At 65.8% G+C, this 23,268-nt stretch carries 21 protein-coding genes and 1 tRNA gene; all 22 read right to left on the bottom strand.

All coding sequences use genetic code 11. The features are described from left to right. Window positions 1-80: 80 nt before the first annotated feature. Complete coding sequence (locus tag VXJ37_RS05535; RefSeq protein ID WP_331322062.1) at window positions 81-1,010, bottom strand: Bax inhibitor-1/YccA family membrane protein; 930 nt, start codon at window positions 1,008-1,010, stop codon at window positions 81-83. A 150-nt stretch (window positions 1,011-1,160) separates the two neighbouring features. Further along, a complete protein-coding gene (locus VXJ37_RS05530) occupies window positions 1,161-1,874 on the bottom strand; it encodes an ABC transporter ATP-binding protein (RefSeq protein WP_331322061.1) in 714 nt (237 codons plus the stop codon). Beyond that, window positions 1,861-2,826 (bottom strand): ABC transporter ATP-binding protein, encoded by a 966-nt coding sequence (locus VXJ37_RS05525; RefSeq protein WP_331322060.1) that lies wholly within the window; start codon window positions 2,824-2,826, stop codon window positions 1,861-1,863. Before VXJ37_RS05525 ends, VXJ37_RS05530 begins: the two co-directional genes overlap by 14 nt. Further along, a complete protein-coding gene (locus tag VXJ37_RS05520; RefSeq protein WP_331322059.1) occupies window positions 2,823-4,070 on the bottom strand; it encodes a branched-chain amino acid ABC transporter permease in 1,248 nt (415 codons plus the stop codon). Before VXJ37_RS05520 ends, VXJ37_RS05525 begins: the two co-directional genes overlap by 4 nt. Continuing rightward, window positions 4,067-5,074 carry a branched-chain amino acid ABC transporter permease gene (locus VXJ37_RS05515; protein ID WP_141940568.1) on the bottom strand — a complete coding sequence of 336 codons (1,008 nt, stop codon included), beginning with the start codon at window positions 5,072-5,074 and terminating at the stop codon, window positions 4,067-4,069. Before VXJ37_RS05515 ends, VXJ37_RS05520 begins: the two co-directional genes overlap by 4 nt. 169 nt (window positions 5,075-5,243) lie before the next feature. Continuing rightward, window positions 5,244-6,476, bottom strand: a complete 1,233-nt coding sequence (locus VXJ37_RS05510; protein ID WP_331322058.1) for a branched-chain amino acid ABC transporter substrate-binding protein — start codon at window positions 6,474-6,476, stop codon at window positions 5,244-5,246. A gap of 243 nt (window positions 6,477-6,719) precedes the next feature. Next, window positions 6,720-6,793 (bottom strand) — tRNA-Leu (locus VXJ37_RS05505). A gap of 113 nt (window positions 6,794-6,906) precedes the next feature. Then, window positions 6,907-8,373 carry an NAD(P)/FAD-dependent oxidoreductase gene (locus tag VXJ37_RS05500; protein ID WP_331322057.1) on the bottom strand — a complete coding sequence of 489 codons (1,467 nt, stop codon included), beginning with the start codon at window positions 8,371-8,373 and terminating at the stop codon, window positions 6,907-6,909. Window positions 8,374-8,407: 34 nt separating this feature from the next. After that, window positions 8,408-9,811 carry a S8 family serine peptidase gene (locus VXJ37_RS05495; protein ID WP_331322056.1) on the bottom strand — a complete coding sequence of 468 codons (1,404 nt, stop codon included), beginning with the start codon at window positions 9,809-9,811 and terminating at the stop codon, window positions 8,408-8,410. A gap of 4 nt (window positions 9,812-9,815) precedes the next feature. Beyond that, window positions 9,816-10,763: a Ppx/GppA phosphatase family protein gene (locus tag VXJ37_RS05490; protein WP_331322055.1), complete on the bottom strand. Its 948-nt coding sequence runs from the start codon at window positions 10,761-10,763 to the stop codon at window positions 9,816-9,818. Beyond that, window positions 10,760-11,431, bottom strand: a complete 672-nt coding sequence (locus tag VXJ37_RS05485; protein WP_331322054.1) for a DUF501 domain-containing protein — start codon at window positions 11,429-11,431, stop codon at window positions 10,760-10,762. The genes VXJ37_RS05490 and VXJ37_RS05485 overlap by 4 nt, the downstream gene beginning before the upstream one ends. A 27-nt stretch (window positions 11,432-11,458) precedes the next feature. Further along, entirely contained in the window at window positions 11,459-12,157 is a 699-nt protein-coding gene (locus VXJ37_RS05480; RefSeq protein ID WP_331322053.1) for an FtsB family cell division protein, read from the bottom strand. 102 nt (window positions 12,158-12,259) lie between these two features. Continuing rightward, complete coding sequence (eno, locus tag VXJ37_RS05475; protein WP_141940561.1) at window positions 12,260-13,540, bottom strand: phosphopyruvate hydratase; 1,281 nt, start codon at window positions 13,538-13,540, stop codon at window positions 12,260-12,262. 118 nt (window positions 13,541-13,658) lie between these two features. Further along, window positions 13,659-14,249: a MazG nucleotide pyrophosphohydrolase domain-containing protein gene (locus VXJ37_RS05470; protein WP_331322052.1), complete on the bottom strand. Its 591-nt coding sequence runs from the start codon at window positions 14,247-14,249 to the stop codon at window positions 13,659-13,661. A 79-nt stretch (window positions 14,250-14,328) separates the two neighbouring features. Further along, window positions 14,329-15,465 carry an adenosine deaminase gene (locus VXJ37_RS05465; protein ID WP_331322051.1) on the bottom strand — a complete coding sequence of 379 codons (1,137 nt, stop codon included), beginning with the start codon at window positions 15,463-15,465 and terminating at the stop codon, window positions 14,329-14,331. A 53-nt stretch (window positions 15,466-15,518) separates the two neighbouring features. Next, window positions 15,519-16,250 (bottom strand): DedA family protein, encoded by a 732-nt coding sequence (locus VXJ37_RS05460; protein WP_331322050.1) that lies wholly within the window; start codon window positions 16,248-16,250, stop codon window positions 15,519-15,521. 134 nt (window positions 16,251-16,384) lie between these two features. After that, window positions 16,385-17,014, bottom strand: coding sequence for a DedA family protein (locus VXJ37_RS05455; protein ID WP_331322049.1), 630 nt, complete (start codon window positions 17,012-17,014; stop codon window positions 16,385-16,387). A 6-nt stretch (window positions 17,015-17,020) separates the two neighbouring features. After that, window positions 17,021-18,337 (bottom strand): thymidine phosphorylase, encoded by a 1,317-nt coding sequence (locus VXJ37_RS05450; protein WP_331322048.1) that lies wholly within the window; start codon window positions 18,335-18,337, stop codon window positions 17,021-17,023. Continuing rightward, window positions 18,334-18,741 carry a cytidine deaminase gene (locus tag VXJ37_RS05445; protein WP_331322047.1) on the bottom strand — a complete coding sequence of 136 codons (408 nt, stop codon included), beginning with the start codon at window positions 18,739-18,741 and terminating at the stop codon, window positions 18,334-18,336. The genes VXJ37_RS05450 and VXJ37_RS05445 overlap by 4 nt, the downstream gene beginning before the upstream one ends. A gap of 5 nt (window positions 18,742-18,746) precedes the next feature. Then, window positions 18,747-20,252: an ABC transporter permease gene (locus VXJ37_RS05440; RefSeq protein WP_331322046.1), complete on the bottom strand. Its 1,506-nt coding sequence runs from the start codon at window positions 20,250-20,252 to the stop codon at window positions 18,747-18,749. Then, window positions 20,249-21,640, bottom strand: coding sequence for an ABC transporter permease (locus tag VXJ37_RS05435; protein WP_331322045.1), 1,392 nt, complete (start codon window positions 21,638-21,640; stop codon window positions 20,249-20,251). The genes VXJ37_RS05440 and VXJ37_RS05435 overlap by 4 nt, the downstream gene beginning before the upstream one ends. After that, the gene (locus tag VXJ37_RS05430; RefSeq protein ID WP_331322044.1) at window positions 21,633-23,228 is read right to left on the bottom strand and encodes an ABC transporter ATP-binding protein; all 1,596 of its coding nucleotides are present in this window, start codon (window positions 23,226-23,228) and stop codon (window positions 21,633-21,635) included. The genes VXJ37_RS05435 and VXJ37_RS05430 overlap by 8 nt, the downstream gene beginning before the upstream one ends. Window positions 23,229-23,268 lie beyond the last annotated feature (40 nt).

Genomic DNA, 23,268 nt, shown 5'->3' with positions numbered 1-23,268 from the left:
CCCTTTAACGGCCGTGGGCCCCGCCAGGTTGGCGGGGCCCACGGTTGTTGGGGTTACGACAGCGGCAGCTGCCTGGGTACCTAGTCGTCCCCTCGGAGAATGGCCAGGAGACGGATGATCTCCACGTACAGCCACACGAGAGTGACGGTCAAGCCGAAAGCTGCGGTCCAGGAGAAGCGCTGCGGGGCGCCGCTGCGGACGCCGGCTTCGATGCTGGTGAAGTCCATGATCAGCGAGAAGGCGGCCAGGCCGATGGCCAGCAGGCCGATGAAGACGCCCAGCGGGATGCCGAAGATCACGATGCTGGTACGCAGGCCGAACGGTTCCTGCACGGCGCCGGTCCAGACCAGCACCATGTTGATCAGCGAGAAGACTGCGTAGCCAATGATGGCGATCATGAAGAACCGCATGGCACGGGGGGTGGCCCGGACCTTGCCGCTCTTGAAGAGGACCAGGGTGACGGCGAAGACCGAAAGCGTGCCGATCACGGCCTGCAGGCCGACGCCGGGGAACTGCGTGTCCAGGATCCGGGTCAGGCCGCCCAGGAAGAGTCCTTCCAGGGCTGCGTAAGCGAGGATCAGTGCCGGTGAGGGCTGCTTCTTGAACGTGTTGACCATGGCCAGCACGAAGCCGCCCAGGGCGCCGACGATCATCAGCATGGAAGCGAGCGGCAGCGCCGCGGTGAGGGTGATGGCTGCGCCCACCAGCACAGCGCCCAGGCACGCGGCGGTCTTCATGATGACATCGTCGAACGTCATCCGGCCGGTGTCGGCCGGGCCGGCCGACGGCTGGGCGTACATCTGGCGCAGCTGCTCGTCCGTCATGCTCTGCGGCTGCCCGTAGGGGGCCTGGCCGTAGGGCTGCTGGCCGTATGCGGGCTGCCCATACTGCTGCTGGCCGTATGCGCTGTGGCCGTATTGACCACCGTAGGGAGCCTGCGGGACAGGCGGTGCCTGGGTGGCTCCACGGAAATTCTTTCCGTTGAAGATTGGGTTGCCGCCAAGTGCCATTGCGGGGTTCCTCCATGTGGATGTGGGTGATGAGCTTTTTGTCACGCTACCAATTCCCACGTGGAGGCATTGGGGAAAGTTCCCCCGGGGTCCGGTTGCAACCGAACCGTGACCGTTGCGGCCCGTTCGTGCACCGGACCCCGTCCCCGGCTACCCGACGCCCAGGTAGGCCTCCTTGACGGAGGGATCTTCCAACAGCTCCTTGCCGGTGCCGCTGCGGGTGATCGCCCCCGTCTCGAGCACAAAGGCGCGGTGCGCGCCGGCCAGCGCCTGGTTGGCGTTCTGCTCCACCATCAGCACCGTGGTGCCCTGGTTGTTGATTTCCTTGATGATCTTGAAGATCTGTCGGATGAACTGCGGTGCCAGGCCCATTGATGGCTCATCCAGCAGCAGCAGCTTCGGGTTGGACATGAGGGCGCGGCCGATGGCGAGCATCTGCTGCTCGCCGCCGGACATCGTGCCGCCAAACTGCTTTTCCCGCTCTTTCAGGCGCGGAAAAAGGTCGAAGACGCGGTCCAGGTCCTTGGAAACGCCGCTTCTGTCCTTGCGTCCAAAAGTTCCCATGTCCAGGTTTTCCATCACCGTCATGCCCGGGAAGATCCCGCGGCCCTCGGGGGCCTGTGAAATACCGTGGACCACCCGGATATGGGCCTTCATCTTGGTGATGTCCTGGCCGGCAAAGGTGATCTTGCCTTCGGTGCAGTTCAAGAGGCCGGAGATGGTCCGCATCGTGGTGGTCTTTCCGGCGCCGTTGGCCCCAATCAGTGCCACCACTTCCCCTTCCTCAACCGTGAAGGAAATGTCGCGCAGGGCCTGGATCCTGCCGTAGTGGACGGATACGCCCTCAAGCTCAAGCAACGTCATCTTCAGGCTCTCCTAGGTAGGCGGCAATGACACGCGGGTCCTCGCGGATTTCGCGCGGCAATCCGTCCGCAATCTTTTTCCCAAACTCCAGCACTACGATCCGGTCCGTCACGCCCATCACGAGCTTCATGTCGTGCTCAATCAGGAGCACGGTGTAGCCCTCATCCCTGATGGTGCGGATGAGCGCCATCAGTTCCTCTTTCTCCGCGGGGTTGAAGCCCGCGGCGGGTTCGTCAAGGCAGAGCACCTTCGGGTCGGTGGCAAGTGCGCGTGCGATCTCCAGCCGGCGCTGGTAGCCGTACGGCAGCTGCCGCGACAGCACGTGTGCATGGCTGCCGATGCCAACGAAGTCCAGCAGCGCCATGCCGCGCTCGATGGCCGACTTTTCCTCCCTGGTGTGGGTGGGCAGGCGCAGCAGCGCCCCGCCAACGCTGGTGCGGTGGCGCGCGTCCAGGCCCACCACCACGTTCTCAAGGGCGGTCATTTCGCCGAACAGGCGAATGTTCTGGAAGGTGCGCGACAGCCCCAGGCGGGTGATTTTGTGCTGCTTGATGCCGTTCAGGACCACGCCTTCCATCACCACCTTCCCGCTCGTGGGCTTGTAGACGCCGGTCATGGCGTTGAAGCAGGTGGTCTTGCCGGCACCGTTGGGGCCAATGAGCCCCAGGATCTCGCCCCGCTTGATGTTGAAGCTGATGTTGTCCAGGGCCACAAGGCCACCGAACTTGATGGTCAGGTTCTGCACCTCGACGATGTTGTCGCCCACCTTGACCGCGATGTCGCGGTCGGGCGCCACTTTCTCCGCCAGTTCCTGGTCAACCCCCGCCTCGGCCAGGGCTTCCATGTCCAGTTCAGGCGCAACAGGGGCCGCAGATGTTTCCTGGGCGGTGTCGTCCTGTGCCGGCTGCTCCTCCACGCTGCTGGATCCGCTGTGCCTCTCCTCGGAGCTCATGCCTCCGCTCCTCTCTGGCCGGCCGCGTGGGCGCCCGGTCCGGCCGGTGGTTTGTCCATGTCCTTGGTTTCGGTGGCGTCACGGCTGGTGATCTTGTTCAGAGCAGTCCGGCCGTAGGCCAGCAGGCGCTGCCGGGCCGGAAGCAGCCCTTGGGAACGGAAGATCATGATCAGTACCAGGGCGATGCCGAAGATCAGGTATTTGTACTCGGCAATAGCGGTGAACCGGAGCGGGATGTAGCTGACCAACGCCCCGCCCAGGATGGCACCCACTTTGTTGCCCGCACCGCCCAGGACGACGGCGGCGAGGAACAGGATGGACGTGGTGACATCGAACTTCTGGTTGTTGACGAACCCTACCTGGCCGGCAAACAGGGCGCCGGAAAGGCCGCCGACGGCAGCACCGATGGCGAAGGCCCACACCTTGTATTTGAAGGTGGGGACGCCCATGATCTCCGCGGCATCCTCATCCTCGCGGATGGCAATCCACGCCCGCCCCACGCGGCTTCGTTCCAGGTTGCCCACCAGCAGGGTGACGATGATGATGATCGTCAGTGTCAGCCAGTACCAGGGAACGCCGTTCGAGTTGGAGAAAATCGGCGTTCCGTCGGCCCCGTCTCCGGGCGGGTGGCCGACGTTCTGGAAGCCCACCTGGCCCTTCATGGCCGGGATGATCGTGGCCAGGATGCGGATGATCTCCCCGAAGCCGAGCGTCACGATGGCGAGATAGTCGCCCCGGAGCCGGAGGGTGGGCACGCCCAGCATGACACCAAAAAACATGGTGACCGCCATGGCCACAGGAAGCGTCCACAGATAGGGGATGTGCAGGTAGGGCGAGTCCGGGCTGGTCAGCATGGCGGCGACATACGAACCCACCGCGAAGAAGGCGACGTATCCCAGGTCCAGCAGGCCGGCGTACCCCACCACGATATTGAGTCCGACCGCGATCAGCGCAAAGCGTGCCATGTCGAAGCAGGCCAGGGCGAAGTTGTTGCCGGGTTCGGTGGTGATGATCGGCGGATTGATCAGCGGCAGCATGTAGGCCAGGACCACCACGACCACCAGGAATGCCCACTGCTGTTGGCGGGACAGGGCGTGCCACCGGTCCGAGAAGTAGCCGGACTTGCGTTTGCCCTGCTGCCGGAGGGCGCTTCGGCCCGGTGCTTTCGGCGAGGCTTCGCGGTCCTCTGCAGCCTGTTCGGCGGCAGCAGTCCGCAGCGGCGTGGGGCCATCCGTCATACTCATGCTTTGCTCCTTCCAAGGGAGGTGCCCAGGATGCCTTCGGGCCGCAGCAGCAGCACGAGCACCAGCACCACGAACGCCACGACGTCGGTCCACTGCGAGTTGCCCAGCAGGATCTGGCCGTAGTTGCCGATCAGGCCGAGCAGCAGGCCGCCCAGCAGGGCGCCGCGGACGTTGCCGATGCCGCCGAGCACCGCGGCCGCGAACGCCTTGATGCCAAGGACAAACCCGCCGCTGTACTGGACACCGGACGGAATCTTCATGACGTAGAACAAGGCGGCGGCTCCTGCAAGCAGGCCTCCGATGACGAAGGTGGTAATAATAATGCGCTCTTTGTTGACGCCCATCAATGTGGCAGTGTCGGGGTCCTGGGCGACTGCCCGGATGCCGCGGCCGGTGCGCGACTTGCTGATGAACCTGTCAATGCCCACCATCATGATGACGGCGGCGATGATGATCACCAACTGCTGGGAGTCGACGATGGTACCGAAGACGTCGAAAATGGGCGTGGGCCGGAACATGGTCAGTGCAAGTTCGGGGCTGGGACCGCGCCACAGGTAGATCAGGTACTGGATGGTGAAGGAAGCACCGATGGCGGTGATCAGGAAGACCAGGCGTGGTGCGTTTCTTTGTCGCAGGGGTTTATAGGCGATCCGCTCCAGCAGGAAGGCTGTGACCGCCGAGGCGACCATGGCGAGGACCAGTGCCAGCAGCAGGTTCAGGATAATGGCCCAGATGTCGAGGCGGGGGGCGGAGGGGCCGAAGCCAAGGCTGCTGAGGGTGAAGAACACTGCGTAGCAGCCAACAATGAACACTTCCGAGTGGGCGAAGTTGATGAGGTTCAGAACGCCGTAAACGAGCGTATAGCCAAGCGCAACGAGCGCGTAGATCGCGCCGAATGTGAGGCCATCAAAGGTGGCACTCCAGAAGTTCTGGATCAGGGACGGTATGTCGAACGTGATCCAGTCATTTTCGGTGGGGAGCAGTGGGACGAGAGAGGGAAGCATGGGAACATCCTGATCCAGTTGCACGCGGCCTTGTGGGCCCGGCCGTGGGACTTGTGTCTATTGACGTTGCTTGTCGATTGACGTTGCTTGGTCCTGGGCTGCTGCCAAGCGAAGAAAAGGCTGTGGGGGCCCGTAGTGCTGGCCCCCACAGCCTTTTCCCGCCGGGCTGCTACTCCCCGATTGGGCCGATCGGTACGATCTTCCCGTTTTCAACCTTGTAGCCGTAAACAGTCGGTGCCTGGAGCTCGCCCTTGGCATCCCACTTGTAGTGCTTGCTCAGGCCGTCCTTGTCATAGGACTTGACCCAAGCCAGCAGGTCCGCGCGGCTCTGCTTGCCCGCGTCAATGCCGGACAGGAGCACAGTAGCGGCGTCGTAGCCTTCGATCGAGTACGTGCCGGGTTCGGCGCCCTTGGAGACGTCCTTGTACGCCGAAGCGAAATCGGTGATCAGTTCACCCGGGATGCAGGGGCAGGTGAAGTACGCGTTGTTCGAAGCGTCGCCTGCCTGCTTGATGAACTGGTCATCCTTCACACCGTCAGGGCCCACGAACGTTCCGTTGAAGCCCTTGGAAACCAGCTGCTGGTCGAACGGTGCACCCTCGGCGTAGTAGCCGGCGTAGAAGACCGCGTCCGCCTTGGCGTTCATGATCTTGGAGATCACGGCCGAGAAGTCCTTCTGGCCGGTGGTCACCTTCTCCGTGCCGGCCAGGGCACTGCCGAGTCCGGCCGATGTGGAGGTTCCCAGGCCGATGCCGTAGTCCGAATCATCCTGGACCAGGTAGACCTTCTTGGCACCGATCTTTCCGGTGAGGAACTTGGCGGCAGCGGGGCCCTGGACGGCGTCATTGCCGAGGCCGCGGAAGAAGGTGGTCCAGCCGTTCTCCGTCAGGGTGGGGTTGGTGGCAGACGGCGTGATGTGGACCAGGCCCTTCTGTTCGAAGATGTTGCCTGTGGCCTTGGACTCGCCCGAGAACGGGAGCCCGACGACCCCCACGATGTCCGGCTCGCTGACCATCTGGGTGACGGGACCGGTGGCCTTGTTGGGGTCACCTTCAGTGTCGAATTTCTTGAACTGCACCTGGCAGCCCGGGTTGGCCTTGTTGTGCTGGTCGATGGCCAGCTGGATGCCGTTAAAGATGTTGACGCCCAGCTGGGCGTTGGGGCCGGTCTCCGCGCCCGCGTAGGCCAGGGTGGTGGTGGAGGGGCAGTTAGACTTGCCGTCACCGGCCGGTTTGACCGCAGCGGCGGGAACGTCGACTTTCGAAATGGCGGGGATGTTCACCTTGCTGGACGAGCCGGAACTTTCGGTGGTGCCGGGGCCCGCCTGGTTGGCACAGGCCGACAGCAGCACGGTGAATGTGGCTGCCGCTGCCAACGAGGTGAGGACTTTCTTTCGGTACATTTGTCTGCCTTCCGAAACAGGGCCATGCGATGCGCGTACGGATCAAGGGCGCTTCGGCGCCCGGAATGGGACCAGGTATTCCTGATTTAGCTTCAAGCTAGTGCATAGACAGCAGCGAAGCTAAGTGACTGAGGTCACAGCCTTATAACAGTCGTTGCCTATGCGGAATTAAACGCCGGAAGCCGCCTGCACTGCAGGCGGCTTCCGGTGTCCGCTGGACACTGCCATGGACGGGAGAGTGTGTACCCCAGGTGGGACTCGAACCCACAACACGCGGATTTTAAGTCCGCTGCCTCTGCCAATTGGGCTACTGGGGCGCCGGGTCAATGGTACCTGTCCAACCCGGGTTGGCCGGTAACGCCGACGGCGGCCGGCCCCGCAAAGGGACCAGCCGCCGTCGGACGCTGCCCGGCGTACCGGGACTGGGGCGTTACTTGGCGTTCGCCGCCACCGTTTCCTTGGGAGCGGCGGCAGCGCTTGAGCCGGAACCGGCGGCCGGGGCGGCAGCCGGTGCAGCGGCAGGCTTGGGGGCCGGGGTGGCTGCTGCCACGAAGGCACCGCGGGGGTTGTCCAGATCCATCAGCTGGGTGGTGTCGCGGCCGGCGAAGAAGCCGATGATCCAGTTCAGGATGACGCGGAACTTGCGCTCAACCGTGGGCATGGCCATGCCGTGGTAGCCGCGGTGGGCCAGCCAGGCCAGTCCGCCCTTGAGGCCAATACGGCCCAGGAGGTTGATGTTGGCAACGCCCTTCCATTCACCGAAGCCGGCAACCGCACCCAGGTTCTTGTGCTTGTAGTCGGTCAGCGGCTTGTCCCAGCGCGAAGCCCACAGGTTCTTGGCAAGGCGCTTGGCCTGGCGCAGCGCGTGCTGGGCGTTGGGGACGCAGGTGCCGTCGGGGAGGCCCTTCCCGGTGAGGTCGGGGACTGCGGCGATATCGCCCGCGGCCCACGCGTTCTCCACGATGCCTTCATCGCCGGAGATACGGAGGTCCGGCAGGACGCGGACGCGGCCACGCGGCTCAAGCGGGAAGTCGGTGGAGCGGACCATCGGGTTGGCCTGCACGCCGGCCGTCCAGACCAGGGTGTCGGCCTCGAATTCCTGCGCCGGGGTCTTGTCCGGGAGGTTGATGAGCTTCAGGGTGCCTTCGGCGCTGTCCAGCGAGGTGTTCAGCAGGACCTCGATGCCGCGGCTGCGCAGGTGCTCAACCACCCAGTCAGCCTGCTTGGCGGTAACCTCGGGCATGATGCGGCCCATGGCTTCGACCAGGACGAAGCGGACTTCCTCCTGCTTGATGCGCGGGTTGTTGCGCACGGCGGCGCGGGCGAGGTCTTCCATTTCGGTGATGCACTCGATGCCGGCAAATCCACCGCCGACCACCACGAAGGTGAGGGCCTTGGCGCGGGCTGCGGGGTCGGTCATCGTGGAAGCAACCTCGATGCGCTCCAGGAGCTTGTTGCGCAGGGCAACCGCTTCCTCGATGGTCTTCAGGCCGATGCCCTTGTCCGCAAGGCCCTTAATGGGGAAGGTGCGGGTAATGGCGCCTGCAGCCAGCACGACGTCGAAGTAGGGAACCTCAAAGTTCTCGCCGCCGTCGGCGGGAGCCACCACAGCGGTGCGGTTGACGTGGTCGATCGAGGTAACGCGGCCCTGGATCAGTTCGGTCTGCTTCAGGTGCTGGCGGTGGGACACCACCGCGTGGCGAGCTTCGATGTTGCCGCCGGCCACCTCGGGAAGGAAGGGCTGGTAAGTCATGTAGGGCAGCGGATCGACGACGGTAACGATGCCACCGGCGTTCGCGATCTTCTTCTGCAGTTTCAGTGCTACGTACAGGCCGACGTACCCGCCGCCGACGACGAGTACCCTGGGACGGTCCTGGAGCTGTGGGGTGGTTGCCATAGTTTAAGGATAGCCCAGTTTGTGAAAATCTTCACTAGCCGGTGCGGCGGTCCGTAATGTGCGGTTTCCTGCGTGGAGTGACCCGTTCCATGGCTCCCGTCTCCGGTTCTTCCCCGGCGGGCAGGGGCTTCCCGGCAGCCCTGCGGAGCTGGACGGTGGCCGCCCCGATGATCGCCAGGAAAAGCGCGGCGAAACCAATGACGACGGCGGCGCCGATGGCACTGTCCCGCTGTGAGGGCGCCTTGGCTGCAGGAACGGTGGCTTCGGGAAGCGTGGGTGCGGCACTCGCCACGGGAGCTGCCGACGGCGCCGGCGAAGCGGGCACGGCGTTGCCCCGCCGGTGCACGCGGATCCATCCAGCAATGGTGCCCAGCGGATTCACGGAGACCTCCGGGACATCGGCCTTGAGGGCAGCCTCCGCGTTGAGGATGCCGTAGCCGTACAGCGGGTCTTTCCCCGGGGCGCCTGCATCCCTGGCGGTGGTGATGATCCTGTTGATCACCTGTTCGGCGCTCATGTCCGGCCACTTGGACCGGATCAGGGCTGCGACGCCGGCCACGATGGGTGTGGAGCCGGAGGTTCCCGCCCATTCCGCGTAGCCGCCTCCGGGGAGTCCGCCCACGAGGTTCTCCGCAGGGGCCGCCACGCCGATGCTGATGCCCTGCGACGAGGCGTCCACGCTTGCCACGTTCTTGCGGTCCACCCCGGCTACCGTGAGGACACCCGGAATGGTGGCGGGGGCACCTACCTGCGTGTTTCCACCGATCCGGTTACCGGCTGCGGCAACAATGACCACGTCTTTTTGCTCTGCATAGAGAAAGGCGGCATCCCAGCTTTGCGGCCACTGCGGCGTGGTACTGCCCAGGGATATGTTGATCACCCTGGCGCCGTTGTCCACGGCCCAGCGGACCGCTTCCGGAATCTGGTCCTGGTCGCTCTTGCCGGACGGGTTGGGGGAACCCAGCCAGGTGGATATGGAGAGGAGCTGCGCTTCCGGTGCCACACCAATGATGCCGTCAGGCGGGGTGCCGGCGGTGCCGGGGCTGGGGCTGGCGCCTGCGGGCTGGTGTCCACGGCCGGCCAGCATGGTGGCCACAAGCGTGCCGTGTTCAGGCTTGGAGCCCACGCTCTTTTGCCCGTTGGGATCGCCGGAACCGGAGGCGTCATAGCCGCCCGTGACCGCACCTTTGAGGTCCGGATGCTGGGCGTCGATGCCGCTGTCGATGACCGCTACCTTGACGCCCGCGCCCTTGGAGACTTCCCAGGCTTTGGTGATGCCGGAGTCGGCCAGCCAGTATTCTTTGTCGCGCCAGTCGTCTGCCCTGGCTGCGGGGGCGGTGAAGAGGCCGGCGCAGACGCAGCAGGCAGCCAGGAGGACAGCCGTGAGGGCCGCCGCTGCCCGGGGAACGCGCGGGGTGGAAGCTGTGGTGGACTGCATGGGTCTATCCGATGCTCAGCGCGATGCCGTCGAGGATGTCGTGCTCGCTTGCGGTGGCCGCGGTAATCCTCCCGCCGGTCAGTTCCCCCATCCGTTCCAGGATGCGGCGCCACACCAGTCCCCCGGCGCCGATGACGTCCACGCGGCCCGGGTGCATGTAGGGCAGTGCGGCGCGCTGGTCCCGGGTCATGCCGAGCAGGTCGGTGGCAGCGGCACGCACGTCCCCGATGGGCAGCACGGCGCCGTGGATGGCTTCCGGCGAGTATTCCGGCAGGCGAAGGGCATGCGCTGTGATGGTAGTGACGGAGCCGGCAACACCGACGACGGCGGTGGCGCGCTCAAGCGGCACGTTTCGTCCGGCGCGGTCCAGGGCAGCGTCCACGTCGGCCTCCGCTGCGGCGGTTTGTTCGGGTGTGGGCGGATCGTTCCGCAGGTGCCGTTCGGTCAGGCGGACACAGCCGATGTCGACGGATTTGGCTGCGGTCACCCCCGCGGCAGTGCCCAGGACGAACTCGGTGCTCCCGCCGCCGAGGTCCACCACCAGCACCTCGTGGCCGTCGAGGATGGGCAGCACGCTGCTGGCACCGGCAAAGGACAGCGCCGCCTCCTCATCCCCGGAGATGACTTCCGGCTCCACGCCCAGAAGGTCCTTGACTCCGTCCACGAAGACGTCCCGGTTGCGCGCGTCCCGGCTTGCCGATGTGGCCACAAAACGGACCCGCTCCGCGCCGTGCTCCCGGATCATGCGGGCATAGTCGGAGGTCGCGGCAAACGTCCGCTCCAGGGCTTCCGGAGCGAGTTCCCCCGTGGCATCCACGCCCTGGCCCAGCCGGACCACGCGCATCTCGCGCACAACATCGGTGAGGACTGTCCTGCCGTCGTTGCGGTCAATGTCCGCAATGAGAAGCCGGATGGAGTTGGTGCCGCAGTCAATGGCGGCCACGCGGGTCATTCGGCGGCGCCTGTGCTGCCGGCGGACTTCCGCACCGGGGCGGGGCGGCCAACGAGGTCGGGCAGGCCCTGGGGTCCGTGGCGGCTGAGGTCCCTGGACGGTGCCTCGCCGCTGGTGTCCCAGGCGCCGTCGCAGTAGCACTTGTCCGCCGTCCACCATTCGCTGATCATCTCAAGCGCCCGGTCACCCAGGGGGTTGGCGCCCCTGCCGGCTGCCAGGGAGTGGCCCACCAGGACATGCAGGCATTTGACGCGGGTGGGCATGCCGCCGGCCGAGACACCGTCGATTTCGGGCACGGGGCCGATGCCGGAGCGCCGGCCGATCGCCTCCCGGGCGGCCAGGTAGTCCTCGTGGGCAGCCCGGTAAGCCGTGGCGAGCCCAGCGTCGGAGGTCAGCTCGTCATTCATCGTGTTCATGACGCCGGCCGCTTCAAGCCTGGAAACCGCGGAAGTGATCACCGGGTGCGTCAGGTAGAAGGTGGTGGGAAACGGGGTCCCGTTGCTGAGGCGTGGTGCGGTGGCCGCCACCAGGGGGTTGCCGCACACGCAGCGGGCAGGAATCTCCACGACGTCGCGGACGGGTCGTCCCAGCTGCCTGCTCAGTACTTCAAGGTCGTGGGCGGTGGGTTGGCGGGATTCGTCCCGGGCGGCTGCCGTGTTGTGTTCCACTGTCGCGGGCCGTCCTTCCTGTGCGGTTCAGTCTGTGGCCGCGCGCCTGATGGACTCCCACAGGGAATCCACCCACGGCAGATCGGCGGGGTCTTGTGCTGTTGCTGCGTCGGCGGGGCTACTGCTTTCTCCGGCCGGCTCATCGCTGCCAAAAACCCAGTAGCCGGTTTCGCCCGGCATAACCATGTTAATGCGGTCGCGGGCCTGCTGCTTGACGTAGTTGGGGTCCTGCCAGCGCGACACCTGCTGCCGAAGGGCGTCGCCTTCGGCCTGACGTGCGGCGATATCGGCGTTCAGCGCGTCAATTTCGGCCTTCTTGTCGAAGAAGATTTTCACCGTGGGGGCAAGCATGATGGTGATGGCGACCATCACCACGGCCAAGGCAAGCATGCGGCCGGAGAACGCCTTGGCGGGGACCGGGTGCTGGTCTTCTTCGCCGGTCCGGGCGGCGTCCACGGGGCTGCTGCCCTTGCGTCCGGCAGACGGTTTGGGCTTGCTCTCCTCCCCCGGTTTCCGGGCCTTGGCCCGCTCTGCAGGGCCACGCCCGTGGTTCTGCCCGGACGCCGCAGCGTCCGGGGACGCCGCACTGCCCTTCGACGCCGCACCCTTGGCCGGCCGGAAATCGGCCCGGATGATCTCGGCACCGTCGGCGGACCCGGCGTCGTCCGTTGCCTTGGCTTGACGGGTGGGGGCGACCTTGGGAACTTTGGGGCGGCGGGTAGCCATGACACTCCTGAAACGCAGCCTGCTGGACCAAATGCTGCTGGAAACAACAGCGGTGGCTATGGTCTTTCAACCATAGCCACCGCTGATGGATTTAGCCGGTTACTAGCCCTTGAAACGCGGGAAGGCGCTGCGTCCGGCGTAGCGTGCGGCGTCGTCGAGTTCCTCTTCGATGCGGAGCAGCTGGTTGTACTTGGCTACGCGCTCGGAGCGGGCCGGTGCACCAGTCTTGATCTGGCCGGCGTTGGTGGCCACCGCGATGTCGGCGATGGTGGTGTCCTCGGTTTCGCCGGAGCGGTGCGAGGTGATGGTGGTGTAGCCGGCCCGCTGGGCCAGGCTGACGGCGTCCAGGGTCTCGGTCAGCGAACCGATCTGGTTGACCTTGACCAGCAGGGAGTTGGCGGTCCTGGTGTCGATGCCGCGCTGCAGGATGGACGGGTTGGTGACGAAGAGGTCGTCGCCCACCAGCTGGACCTTGTCGCCGATGGCGTCGGTGAGGGTCTTCCAGCCTTCCCAGTCATTCTCGTCCAGTGGGTCCTCGATGGAGACCAGCGGGTAGTCCGCCACGAGTTCGCCGTAGTAGGCGCTCATCTCGCTGGCGGACAGTGCCTTGCCTTCGAACTGGTAGGCGCCGTCCTTGTAGAACTCGGAGGAAGCGACGTCCAGGGCCAGGGCGATGTCCTTGCCCGGGGTGTAGCCGGCGTTCTTGATGGCCTCGGTGATGAGGTCCAGGGCTGCGCGGTTGGACGGCAGGTTGGGGGCGAAGCCGCCCTCGTCGCCGAGGCCGGTGGACAGGCCCTTCTGCTGCAGCACGGACTTGAGGTTGTGGTAAACCTCTACGCCCCAGCGCAGGCCCTCAGAGAAGGTTTCGGCGCCGATGGGGGCGATCATGAATTCCTGGATGTCGACGTCGGAGTCGGCGTGCGATCCACCGTTGAGGATGTTCATCAGCGGCACGGGCAGGACGTGTGCGTTCGGGCCGCCCAGGTACTTGTAGAGCGGCAGGTCGGCGGAGGCGGCTGCGGCATTCGCAACAGCCAGGGAGACGCCGAGGATGGCGTTGGCGCCGAGCTTGCCCTTGTTGGGCGTGCCGTCCAGGTCCAGCATGGCCTGGTCGATGCTGCGCTGGTCGGTGGCGTCGAAGCCGGTCAGTGCGGGAGCGATCTGGTCGATCACGGCGTCGACGGCCTTCTGCACGCCCTTGCCGAGGTAGCGGCCCTTGTCGCCGTCGCGCAGTTCGACGGCCTCGTGCTCACCGGTGGAGGCACCGGAGGGAACCGCCGCGCGGCCGATCTGGCCGTCCGACAGCAGGACTTCAACTTCAACGGTGGGGTTGCCGCGGGAATCAAGGATCTCGCGGGCGTGGATGGCATCGATAAGCGCCATGAATTTGCTCCTTATGGCCGATTAACGGGGGGAATCAGACTGAAAACTCGACGTACTCGTCACGGACCAGCCTAGTCGAGAGTGCTCCGGGTTACTCAAACTGGTCAAGGCCGGGACGTCATGATGGCGCGTGGTCACTTGGCCCACTTTGGCCACGCTGATATCGGCTGACGGCGGCACGGAGCGCACGCTCGGCGTCCATGCCGTTGTCCCGGGCGGAACGCACGACGGCGAGCAGCAGGTTTCCGAGCTCATCCTCGTTTTCGGGAACCGGGACTCCGTCCGGCAGCCCCAGGCCTCCCCGTGCCGCCCGGTCCAGCGACTTCTGCGCTTTGGCCAGGGCCGGGAGGGCCTCCGGGATGCCGTCAAAGGCGTTACGGCGGTCCGGCCGCTCAGCCCGTTTAACCGCATCCCACTTCTGCTCGATCTCCTCCACGGTGGCGGGAAAGCTGTCCTGCAGCGTGCCGTCAGGCCTGAATACGTGCGGGTTCCGGCGCACCATTTTGGCACCCAGGCCGCGCGCCACGTCGTCGAACGTGAAGGCCCCGCGCTCCTCTGCGAGCCGGGCGTGTAGCACCACCTGGAGCAGGACGTCGCCCAGCTCACCCTGGAGTTCGGCGTCGGGGTGGCCCTCCTCGATGGTTTCGGCCACCTCGTACGCCTCTTCCAGGAGGTACTCCACCAGCGAGGCGTGCGTGAGGGCGCGCATCCACGGACAGTGCTGGCGCAGCTGCGCCATCTTCTCGAGCAGTTCCGCCGTGGCGGATCTGCTCGAGGATGGATGCTGGTCAGCCAAGGTTGGCGTAGGCGTCGTTGATGTATTCCACCAGCGCCTCCTTCTCCTCCAGGGGCAGGAAGGACGCCTCTGCGGCGTTCAGGGTCAGCTCCAGCAGGTCGTCGAGGTCGTAGTCGAAGGTTTCCACCAGCAGGTTGAACTCATCCGTCAGGGTGACCCCGCTCATCAGGCGGTTGTCAGTGTTGATGGTGACGTTGAAGCCCAGCTGGTAGAGCATGTCCAGGGGGTGGCTCTCGATTCCCTCGCCGAACTCCGCGATGGCGCCAGTCTGCAGGTTGGAGGAGGGGCAGATTTCCAGCGCGATCCCGCGGTCGCGGACCCAGCTGGAGAGGTCGCCGAGGGTCACCAGGCCAACCGTGTCCCCCGCCTCATCGTCGTCGTCGAATTCCACCATGATGTCCTCGGCGATGCGGACACCGTGTCCCAGCCGCAGGGCGCGGCCGTCCACCAGGGCGGACTGGATGCTCTCCAGGCCTGCCGCCTCGCCGGCGTGCACAGTGGCGGGGAAATTGTGCTGGGCCAGGTAGGTGAAAGCGTCCTTGAACCGGCTGGGCAGGAAGCCGTCCTCGGCGCCGGCGATATCAAAGCCGACAGCGCCCTTGTTGCGGTGGCGGACGGCCAGTTCAGCAATTTCCTGGCCCCGGTCGGCGTGGCGCATGGCGGTGATCAGCTGGCCCACCTGGATTTCGCGTCCGGTCTCCGACACGGCCTCGACGCCGGCTTCCAGGCCCTCCTGCACCGCTTCCACGACCTCGTCCAGGCTGAGGCCCTTCTGGAGGTGCTGTTCGGGTGCCCAGCGCACTTCGCCGTAGACCACGCCGTCGTCGGCAAGGTCCTCAACGAACTCCTTGGCCACCCGGAACAGTCCGTCGTAGGTCTGCATGACGGCTACGGTGTGGTCGAACGTCTCCAGGTAGCGCACCAGGGATCCGGAGTCGGCTGATTCACGGAACCACTGGCCCAGGGCCACCGGGTCCGTTGAGGGGAGCTGGTGGCCAACGGCCTCGGCCAGTTCGATGATGGTGGCAGGACGGAGTCCGCCGTCCAGGTGGTCGTGAAGGGAAACCTTGGGCAGGCTCTTCAGGTCAAAATCGATGGCAGGGGCAGCGTCAACAATGGGCTCAGTCACCTTCCCACCTTAGGGTGGGGCGGTGTTCAAAGCCAGCCGTTCAAAGCCGGCGGCTACTTTGCCGCGGGACCGGCCTCTGCCGACGGCACCACCAGGGCGTGGGTGCCGGGACGTCCGTCCTTGCCGGTGCCGGAGCCGGAGGTTCCCTCGCTCCAGTTGTCCGTATGCGGGCCGTCGTTCCGGCCGAGCCGCTTGTGCCACCAGCGCAGCAGGTGGTCGATGAGGACGCCCAGGACGATGGCGAACACCACCGCGATGGCCGCGCTCAGCAACGGATTGTGGTGCAGCCACGGGAACGAGCTGGCGAGCAGGCCGATGCCAAGCGAGTAACCCACCCACGTGAGGCAGGCGACGGCGTCGAATGCGAAGAACCTGCGGTGGGAGAAGCCTGTGCTGCCGGCCACATAGTTGACGGCGACGCGCCCCCACGGAATGTACCTGGCGGTGAAGATCAGCACCGCGCCGCGCTTCTCCAGCTCGTAACGGGCCCAGGCGAACACTTTCCGTACTTTGGGGCGCCGCATCCATCCCCACCGCTCCAGGCCGATCTTGCGTCCGAGCATGTAGGCCATGTTGTCACCGGCAATGGCACCCACCAGGGCAGTGATACCCAGGATCCAGAGGTTGGGTTCGCCGCTGTGCCGCGAGAAAGCCGCGAGCGCCACGATAAGGGTCTCGCTGGGGACCACCATGGCGAAGCCGTCCACGAAGAAGAACACCAGCAGCGCCGGGTAAATCCACCACTGGCCCGCTGCATGGAGCACGGCCTCATTAATAAACTCCACGCGGTGTTGCTCCTGTATGAAAATGACACAGCTAAAGTGCCGCAGCCAAAGCGGAAATCGTTCCTAAGTGTCCCACGGCAGGGGCGCTGTCCGCTACGCCCCGGTGCCGGGAATCGCCCTGTTAAACGAGCCGGTCAGGTGCCGGGTTCCCGGATGCGTTCCACCACGTTGGGTTTACCCCGGAATTTGTTGATGACCAGGTCCACCACAATCCCAAGCGCCACGGCGCAGATGATCGCGATGGCCGCCCCCAGGACATGGTTGTCCTCAAACCATTGCCCGAAAAAGAGCCCTATGGCCACGGAGTAACCACCCCAAAGGCCGGCCGAGAGGATGGTCAGCCCGGCGAAGCGGAGATGCGGGTAATGGGTCACACCGGCGCTCAGGTTGACTGCCACCCTGCCGATTGGAATGAAGCGGGCCACAAGGATCAGCGACGCGGGCCGTTTCCGCAGTTCCCGCCCTGCCCAGCGGAACGCGCTCTGCATGCGCGGCCCGCGCATCCATGCCCAGCGACTGGTGCCGACCCGTCGGCCCAGGAGATAGGCAATGTTGTCTCCGGCGAAGGCGCCGGCTGCGGCCACCAGGGCGAGGAGCAGCGGGTTGGGAACGTCGGCGGTGGCGGCTACGGCGGCAAGGCCCACCACCACCGATTCGCTGGGGACCGGCGGAAAGAAGCCGTCAATGACACAGCAGGCCAGCACCAGGACCAGCACCCACGGCTGTCCGGCTGCGGCGAGGATGAAGTCGTTGATGGCCTGCATTGGTTCCTATGCTATGCGGTCGATGATCAGCTGCTGGGCGGGCCGCGAGCCTTCCGGCGCGATGACCACGGCATGTTCCAGGGCTTCCCGTGCCCGTGCGAAACGGTCAGAGGTGTCGGTCAGCAGCGTCATCAGGGGTTCACCGGCCCGGACGGTGGCACCGGGCTTGGCGTGCATGCGCACACCCGCCCCGGCCTGGACGCTGTCCTCCTTGCGCGCACGGCCGGCGCCGAGGCGCCATGCCGCCACGCCAACGGCGAGCGCGTCGAGTTCCACCAGCACGCCGTCGGCAGGGGCGTAGACGACGTCGGATTCCCTGGCCTCCGGAAGGGCGGCATGGGGGTCTCCGCCTTGGGCGGAGATCATCCTGTTCCAGACGTCCATGGCACGGCCGTCCTTCAGGGCGGCAGCGGGGTCGGCGTCCCGCACGCCAGCGCAGGAGAGCATTTCTTCGGCCAGCCGGACGGTCAGCTCCACCACGTCGTCCGGGCCGCCGCCGGCCAGCACTTCGAGCGACTCCTCCACTTCGATGGCGTTCCCGGCGGTGAGTCCGAGGGGGGTGTTCATGTTGGTCAGCAGCGCCACCGTGTTGACTCCTGCATCCTTGCCGAGGGCAACCATGGTCCCGGCGAGTTCGCGGGCTTTTGCCTCATCCTTCATGAAGGCCCCGCTGCCCACTTTGACGTCCAGGACCAGCGAGCCGGTGCCTTCCGCGATCTTCTTGCTCATGATTGAGGACGCAATCAGGGGAATGGCTTCCACGGTGCCCGTGACGTCCCGCAGCGCGTAGAGCTTCTTATCCGCGGGCGCCAGGCCGGCGCCCGCGGCGCAGATCACTGCGCCGACGTCCTGGAGCTGGGCCAGGATCTCGTCATTGCTGAGGTTGGCCCGCCAGCCCGGGATGGATTCCAGCTTGTCCAGGGTGCCGCCGGTGTGCCCCAGTCCGCGGCCGGACAGCTGCGGTACTGCGACGCCGAAAACCGCCACCAGCGGAGCCAGCGGCAGGGTGATCTTGTCCCCCACCCCGCCGGTGGAGTGCTTGTCCGTGGTGTACTTCAGGCCGCCGTCCGGACGCCGCAGGCTGGAGAAGTCCATCCGTTCACCCGAGGCGATCATGGCTGCGGTCCACCGTGCGATCTCGGTCCGGTCCATCCCGTTGAGCAGGATGGCCATGTTCAGGGCTGCCATCTGCTCGTCGGCGATGGCGCCACGCGTGTACGCGTCTATGGTCCAGTCGATCTGCTCCGGGCTCAGCGTCCCTTTGTCCCGCTTGATGCGGATGATGTCGACGGCGTCGAACGCTTCGGCTCTGCTCTCAGTCACCGGGTCTCCTCCAGGTGTTCGGGACCAAAGGCGTCAGGCAGCACCTGGTCCATGGTTTTGATGCCTTGGGTGGTCATGAGCTGCATGTCCGGGGCACGGAATTCGTACAGCAGCTGCCGGCAGCGTCCACAGGGCATCAGGATGTTTCCCGCCCCGTCCACGCAGTAGAAGGCCCGCAGCCGTCCCCCGCCGGTCATCTGGAGGTTGCCCACCAGGGCGCACTCGGCACACAGGGTCAGTCCATAGCTGGCGTTCTCCACGTTGCAGCCGCTGACGATCCGGCCGTCCCCAGTCAGCGCCGCAGCGCCCACCGGAAATTTTGAGTACGGGGCGTAGGCGTTCTTCATGGCAGCGACGGCGGCCGCCTCGAGGGCTGGCCAATCCACGGTTCCCCTGGTATCCACGGCCGTCACCCCTTGACGTACGGTATGCCGTCGGCGGCCGGCGGCCGGGAGCGGCCCACCAGTCCGGCCACCGCGATGACGGTCAGGGCGTAGGGCAGCATGGCCATGAACTGGCTGGGCACGGGTGAGCCGATGATGGTGATGATGCTTTGAAGGTTGTCGGCGAATCCGAACAGCAACGCGGCCAGGAACGCCCCGATGGGGTTCCAGCGCCCGAAAATCATGGCGGCCAGCGCGATGTATCCCCTGCCGCCGGACATGTCCTTGCTGAAGGCGTCCACCGACACCAGGGTGAAGAAGGAACCGCCGATTCCGGCGATGGCACCGCCCATGAGGACATTGATGAACCTGGTCCGGTTGACGTTGATGCCCACCGTGTCCGCTGCCTGGGGGTGTTCACCGACGGCACGCACCCGCAGGCCCCACTTGGTGTGGAACAGGCCGACGTAAACGACGATCACAGCCACGTACATGAGGTAGCCGACAAGGGACTGGCGGAACAGGATAGGTCCGATGATGGGGATGTCGGCAAGGAACGGGATGTCCACGGCCTGCAGCCGGCCGGGTTTGTTAAGGTGCTCGGGGTCCGCTGTCAGCAGGGTCGAGAACAGGAAGCTGGTGAGCCCGCTGATCAGGACGTTGAGCACCACGCCGACGATGATCTGGTTGACCAGGTACTTGATGCTCACCACGGCCAGGACCAGGGACACGAGCGCCCCTGCAACAGCCGCGGACACCAGGCCCACGTACACGTTGCCGGTGACGGTGGCCACGACGGCGGCGGAGAAGGCGCCCAGCAGGAGCTGGCCCTCGATGGCGATGTTGACCACGCCGGCCCGTTCACAGAGCACTCCGGAGAGCGAACCGAATACCAGCGGCACAGCCAGGGTGACGGCGCCGGCCATCAGCCCTGCGAGGGAGATGGACGGCTCGGGGTCCCGTCCGCCCGCGACGATCCAGATCATGAACCCGACGAGGAAGACGACGGCGAAGCTTCCGCCCACCCAGGCGGGGACCTTCCTGCGCTGCACGGTCAGGAAGCAGGCGTATGCGGCGAGGGCAAGCAGCAGGACCGAGCAGATCCAGCCGAACACCATGGAGGGCACGGTGATCTTCTCGACCCTGGCGACGCCCAGGGCGGCCAGGCCCAGGACGACGACGGCGGCGATGGTAGTGGCGGGAATCCACCGGTCCACCGGTCCGCCTCCGCGCCGCTGGCTGATCCACCGGTAGCCGACGTAGGCAGCGGCCGCCAGGGCGACGGCCAGGGTGACCCAGGCCGCAGCGGAGGAGGCGTTGGGGTCGCGCGCCTCCGCGATCCGGAATCCGGCCGACTTGGTGTTGGCCAGGAAGCCGAACAGCACGGTGCCAAGGACGGCGAGCAGGCCCAGGCCGACGCCGGCTTTCCAGCTCACCAGCTCGGCGGCAGCCGGGGCGCCGGCCTTCCCGGCGTCGGTCCCCTTTCCGGTTCCCGGCTGTTTGTTGGCCGGGGATTGTGTCGTGGCGCTCATGCTGCCGCTCCGCTCTTAATACCGCCGGTACGCGAACCAGCGGTCCCACTCGTCGTTTTCTTCTTACGGGGGTTGAGTCCGAATATTGCACGGACCAGCGGCGGTGCCGCGATAAACAGGACGATCAGGGACTGGATGACCAGCACGATGTCGATGGGCGTCTGCGTCTGTGCCTGCATCGCCACGCCGCCGGCGCGGAAGGCGCCGAACAGCAGGCCAGCGAAGAAGGTCCCCCACGGCGTCGAACGTCCCAGCAGGGCGACGGTAATGGCATCAAAACCGATGGAAGCCGCGACGCCGCCGGAAAGGTACTTTTCCGTGCCGGACACCTGGGCCACCCCGGCGAGGCCGGCCAGTGCACCGGCGATCGCCATGACCAGGACGGTGCTGCGCGCGACGTTGATGCCGGCTGTGCGCGCGGCGCTGGGGTTTGCGCCGACTGCCCGGAACTCAAAGCCGATCGTGGAGCGGTTGAGCAGCCACCAGACCAGGACTGTGGCCGCTATGGCGACCAGGAAGCCCGCGTGCAGGCGGAACTGCGGTCCAAGCAGTTCGGGAAACAGCGCTGTGGAGTCCAGGAAGGGCGAGATCGGGTTGGTGGACCCCTTCCGCTGGAATGCCGGGGTGGTCAGCAGGAACAGCAGGAGGAAGTTGGCGATGTAGTTGAGCATGATCGTCACGATCACCTCGTGCGCCCCGGTCCGGGCCTTGAGCAAGCCGACGACGCCACCCCAAACCGCACCGCCCACCAGGCCGGCCAGGATGACGACAAGCAGGTGCAGGCCGATCGGAAGGTGCCAGGCGAATCCGATGTAGGCGCCAAAGAGAGCCCCGAAGATGATCTGCCCCTGCGCGCCGATGTTGAACAGGCCGGCGCGGAAGGCAAGCGCGACACCGAGACCGGCGCAGATCAGCGGGGTGGCCACGGTGAGCGTTTCGGTAATCGGGTACAGCTGCGCGGCGAGGTCGGCACCGGCCCAGTTAAAGATCGACCCCTGCACCAGCGCGGTGTACGGGCGAACGACCTCGGCCAGAAGGTCCCCGGGCTGGGCAAAGAAATACCCGGCCGCGACCGCCACCTTGGGGTTGGTCACGGCCATCAGGATGCCGCCAAGCACAATGGCGAGCAGCACGGACAACACGGACACCATGGCATTTCCGGTGGCAATCCGGTGCAGCAGGGACCCGTCGTCCCCCACGTGGTCCCGGCCGTGCCGCTGCGTCGCTGCCGGCACGGCGGACGGCGGCATCTGGCCGCCGGCAGTGTCAAGCACGACGTCGGAGGCTACGGCTTCGGAGGTGGTGCCGCCGGTTGCCTTGACTTCCGCAGGGTCTGGCGCCTGGACGTGGTCCGCGGCGGTGGGTTCCGGGGTTGTCTTCTCAGACATGGGATTCTCCTTCGTGGCCGGCCGGGTCCGATGCCGCCGCCGTCGTTGTGCCGGTGTGGGCGTGCGGGGAGACGCTGGCTTCAGCTTCTGCGGCCGGAACTCCGGCCATCATCAGGCCCAGCACATCGCGGGACGTGGTGGCCGGTACCACCCCCACCAGCCGGCCACGGTAGAGCACCGCAATCCGGTCCGCCAGCTGCAGCACTTCATCCAGCTCAGTGCTGACGATCATGACCGGCGTGCCGTGGTCCCGTTCGGCGATGACGCGCTTGTGCACGAACTCGATTGAGCCGACGTCGAGCCCGCGAGTGGGCTGCGATGCGATGAACAGGCGCAACGGACGCGACAACTCACGGGCCAGGACCACCTTTTGCTGGTTGCCGCCGGAAAGGGTGCCCACGGCAGCAGACACGGACGGGGTGCGGACATCGAACTCCTCGACCTTCCTTGCCGCGTTCTCGGCGATCACCCCCGGCTTCATTCCGACGCCGCGCGCGAAGGGTGCCTTGTCGTAGAGGTCCAGGATCATGTTTTCAGAGATGGTGAATGTCCCCACGAGCCCGTCGACGGTGCGGTCCTCGGGGACGAAGCCCACGCCTGCGCCGAGGACGTGCTTGACGCTTTTGCCCAGCAGTTCCTCGCCGTCGAGGGTAATGGATCCGGCCACGTGCGGCTGCACCCCCAGGATCGCCTCGGTCAGTTCCGTCTGGCCGTTGCCCTGCACGCCGGCGATGGCGAGCACCTCGCCCTTGGCGATGTCGAACGACAGGTCGTCGACGACGTGCTGGCCGTTGTGGTCCGTCACGGTGAGGTTGCGCACCTTGAAGGTCACCTCGCCGGTCCTGGCCGGTGCCTTGTCCAGAGTGAGGCTTACCGTGCGGCCCACCATGGCGGACGCGAGCTCGGTGGGCGAGGCGGTGGGATCGGCCTGCCCCACCACCTTGCCGCGGCGGATCACGGTGATGGTGTCCGAGATGGCTTTGACCTCGCGCAGTTTGTGGGAGATGAAGACGATCGACTTACCGTCCCGCTTCAGCTGCCGGATGATGTCGAGGAGTTCATCGGTCTCCTGCGGCGTCAGCACCGCGGTGGGCTCGTCAAGGATGAGCACCTCGGCATCCCGGACCAATGCCTTGATGATCTCGACGCGCTGCTGGACGCCCACCGGCAGATCCTCCACCATGGCGTCGGGGTCGACGTCGAACCCGTACTGGTCCGAGATCCGGCGGATTTTCTCACGCGTGGCCTCAAGGTTCAGCAGTCCGGCGGCTTTGGTGGTTTCGTTGCCCAGCGCGACGTTCTCGGCCACGGTGAACACCGGGATGAGCATGAAGTGCTGGTGGACCATCCCGATGCCGGCAGCCATGGCCTCGCCGGGATCCCTGAAGACGACCGGCTTGCCGTCGACCAGGATTTCGCCCTCGGTGGGGTCGTACAGGCCGTAAAGCACGTTCATCAGGGTAGACTTGCCTGCGCCGTTCTCTCCCAGGAGGCAGTGCACCTGGCCCGGCTCGACGACCAAATCGATGTGGTCATTGGCTACCAGGGATCCGAATCGCTTCGTGATCCCCTTCAGTTCGAGTTTCAAAACCCAACCAATCTCTGTGTATGGATCTGCTCCGGCGCGC

Source organism: Pseudarthrobacter phenanthrenivorans (assembly GCF_036455295.1).
Classification (GTDB): domain Bacteria; phylum Actinomycetota; class Actinomycetes; order Actinomycetales; family Micrococcaceae; genus Arthrobacter; species Arthrobacter phenanthrenivorans_C.
Note: the sequence above shows the minus strand (reverse complement) of the source record. Positions and strands in the feature narration are given on the sequence as shown.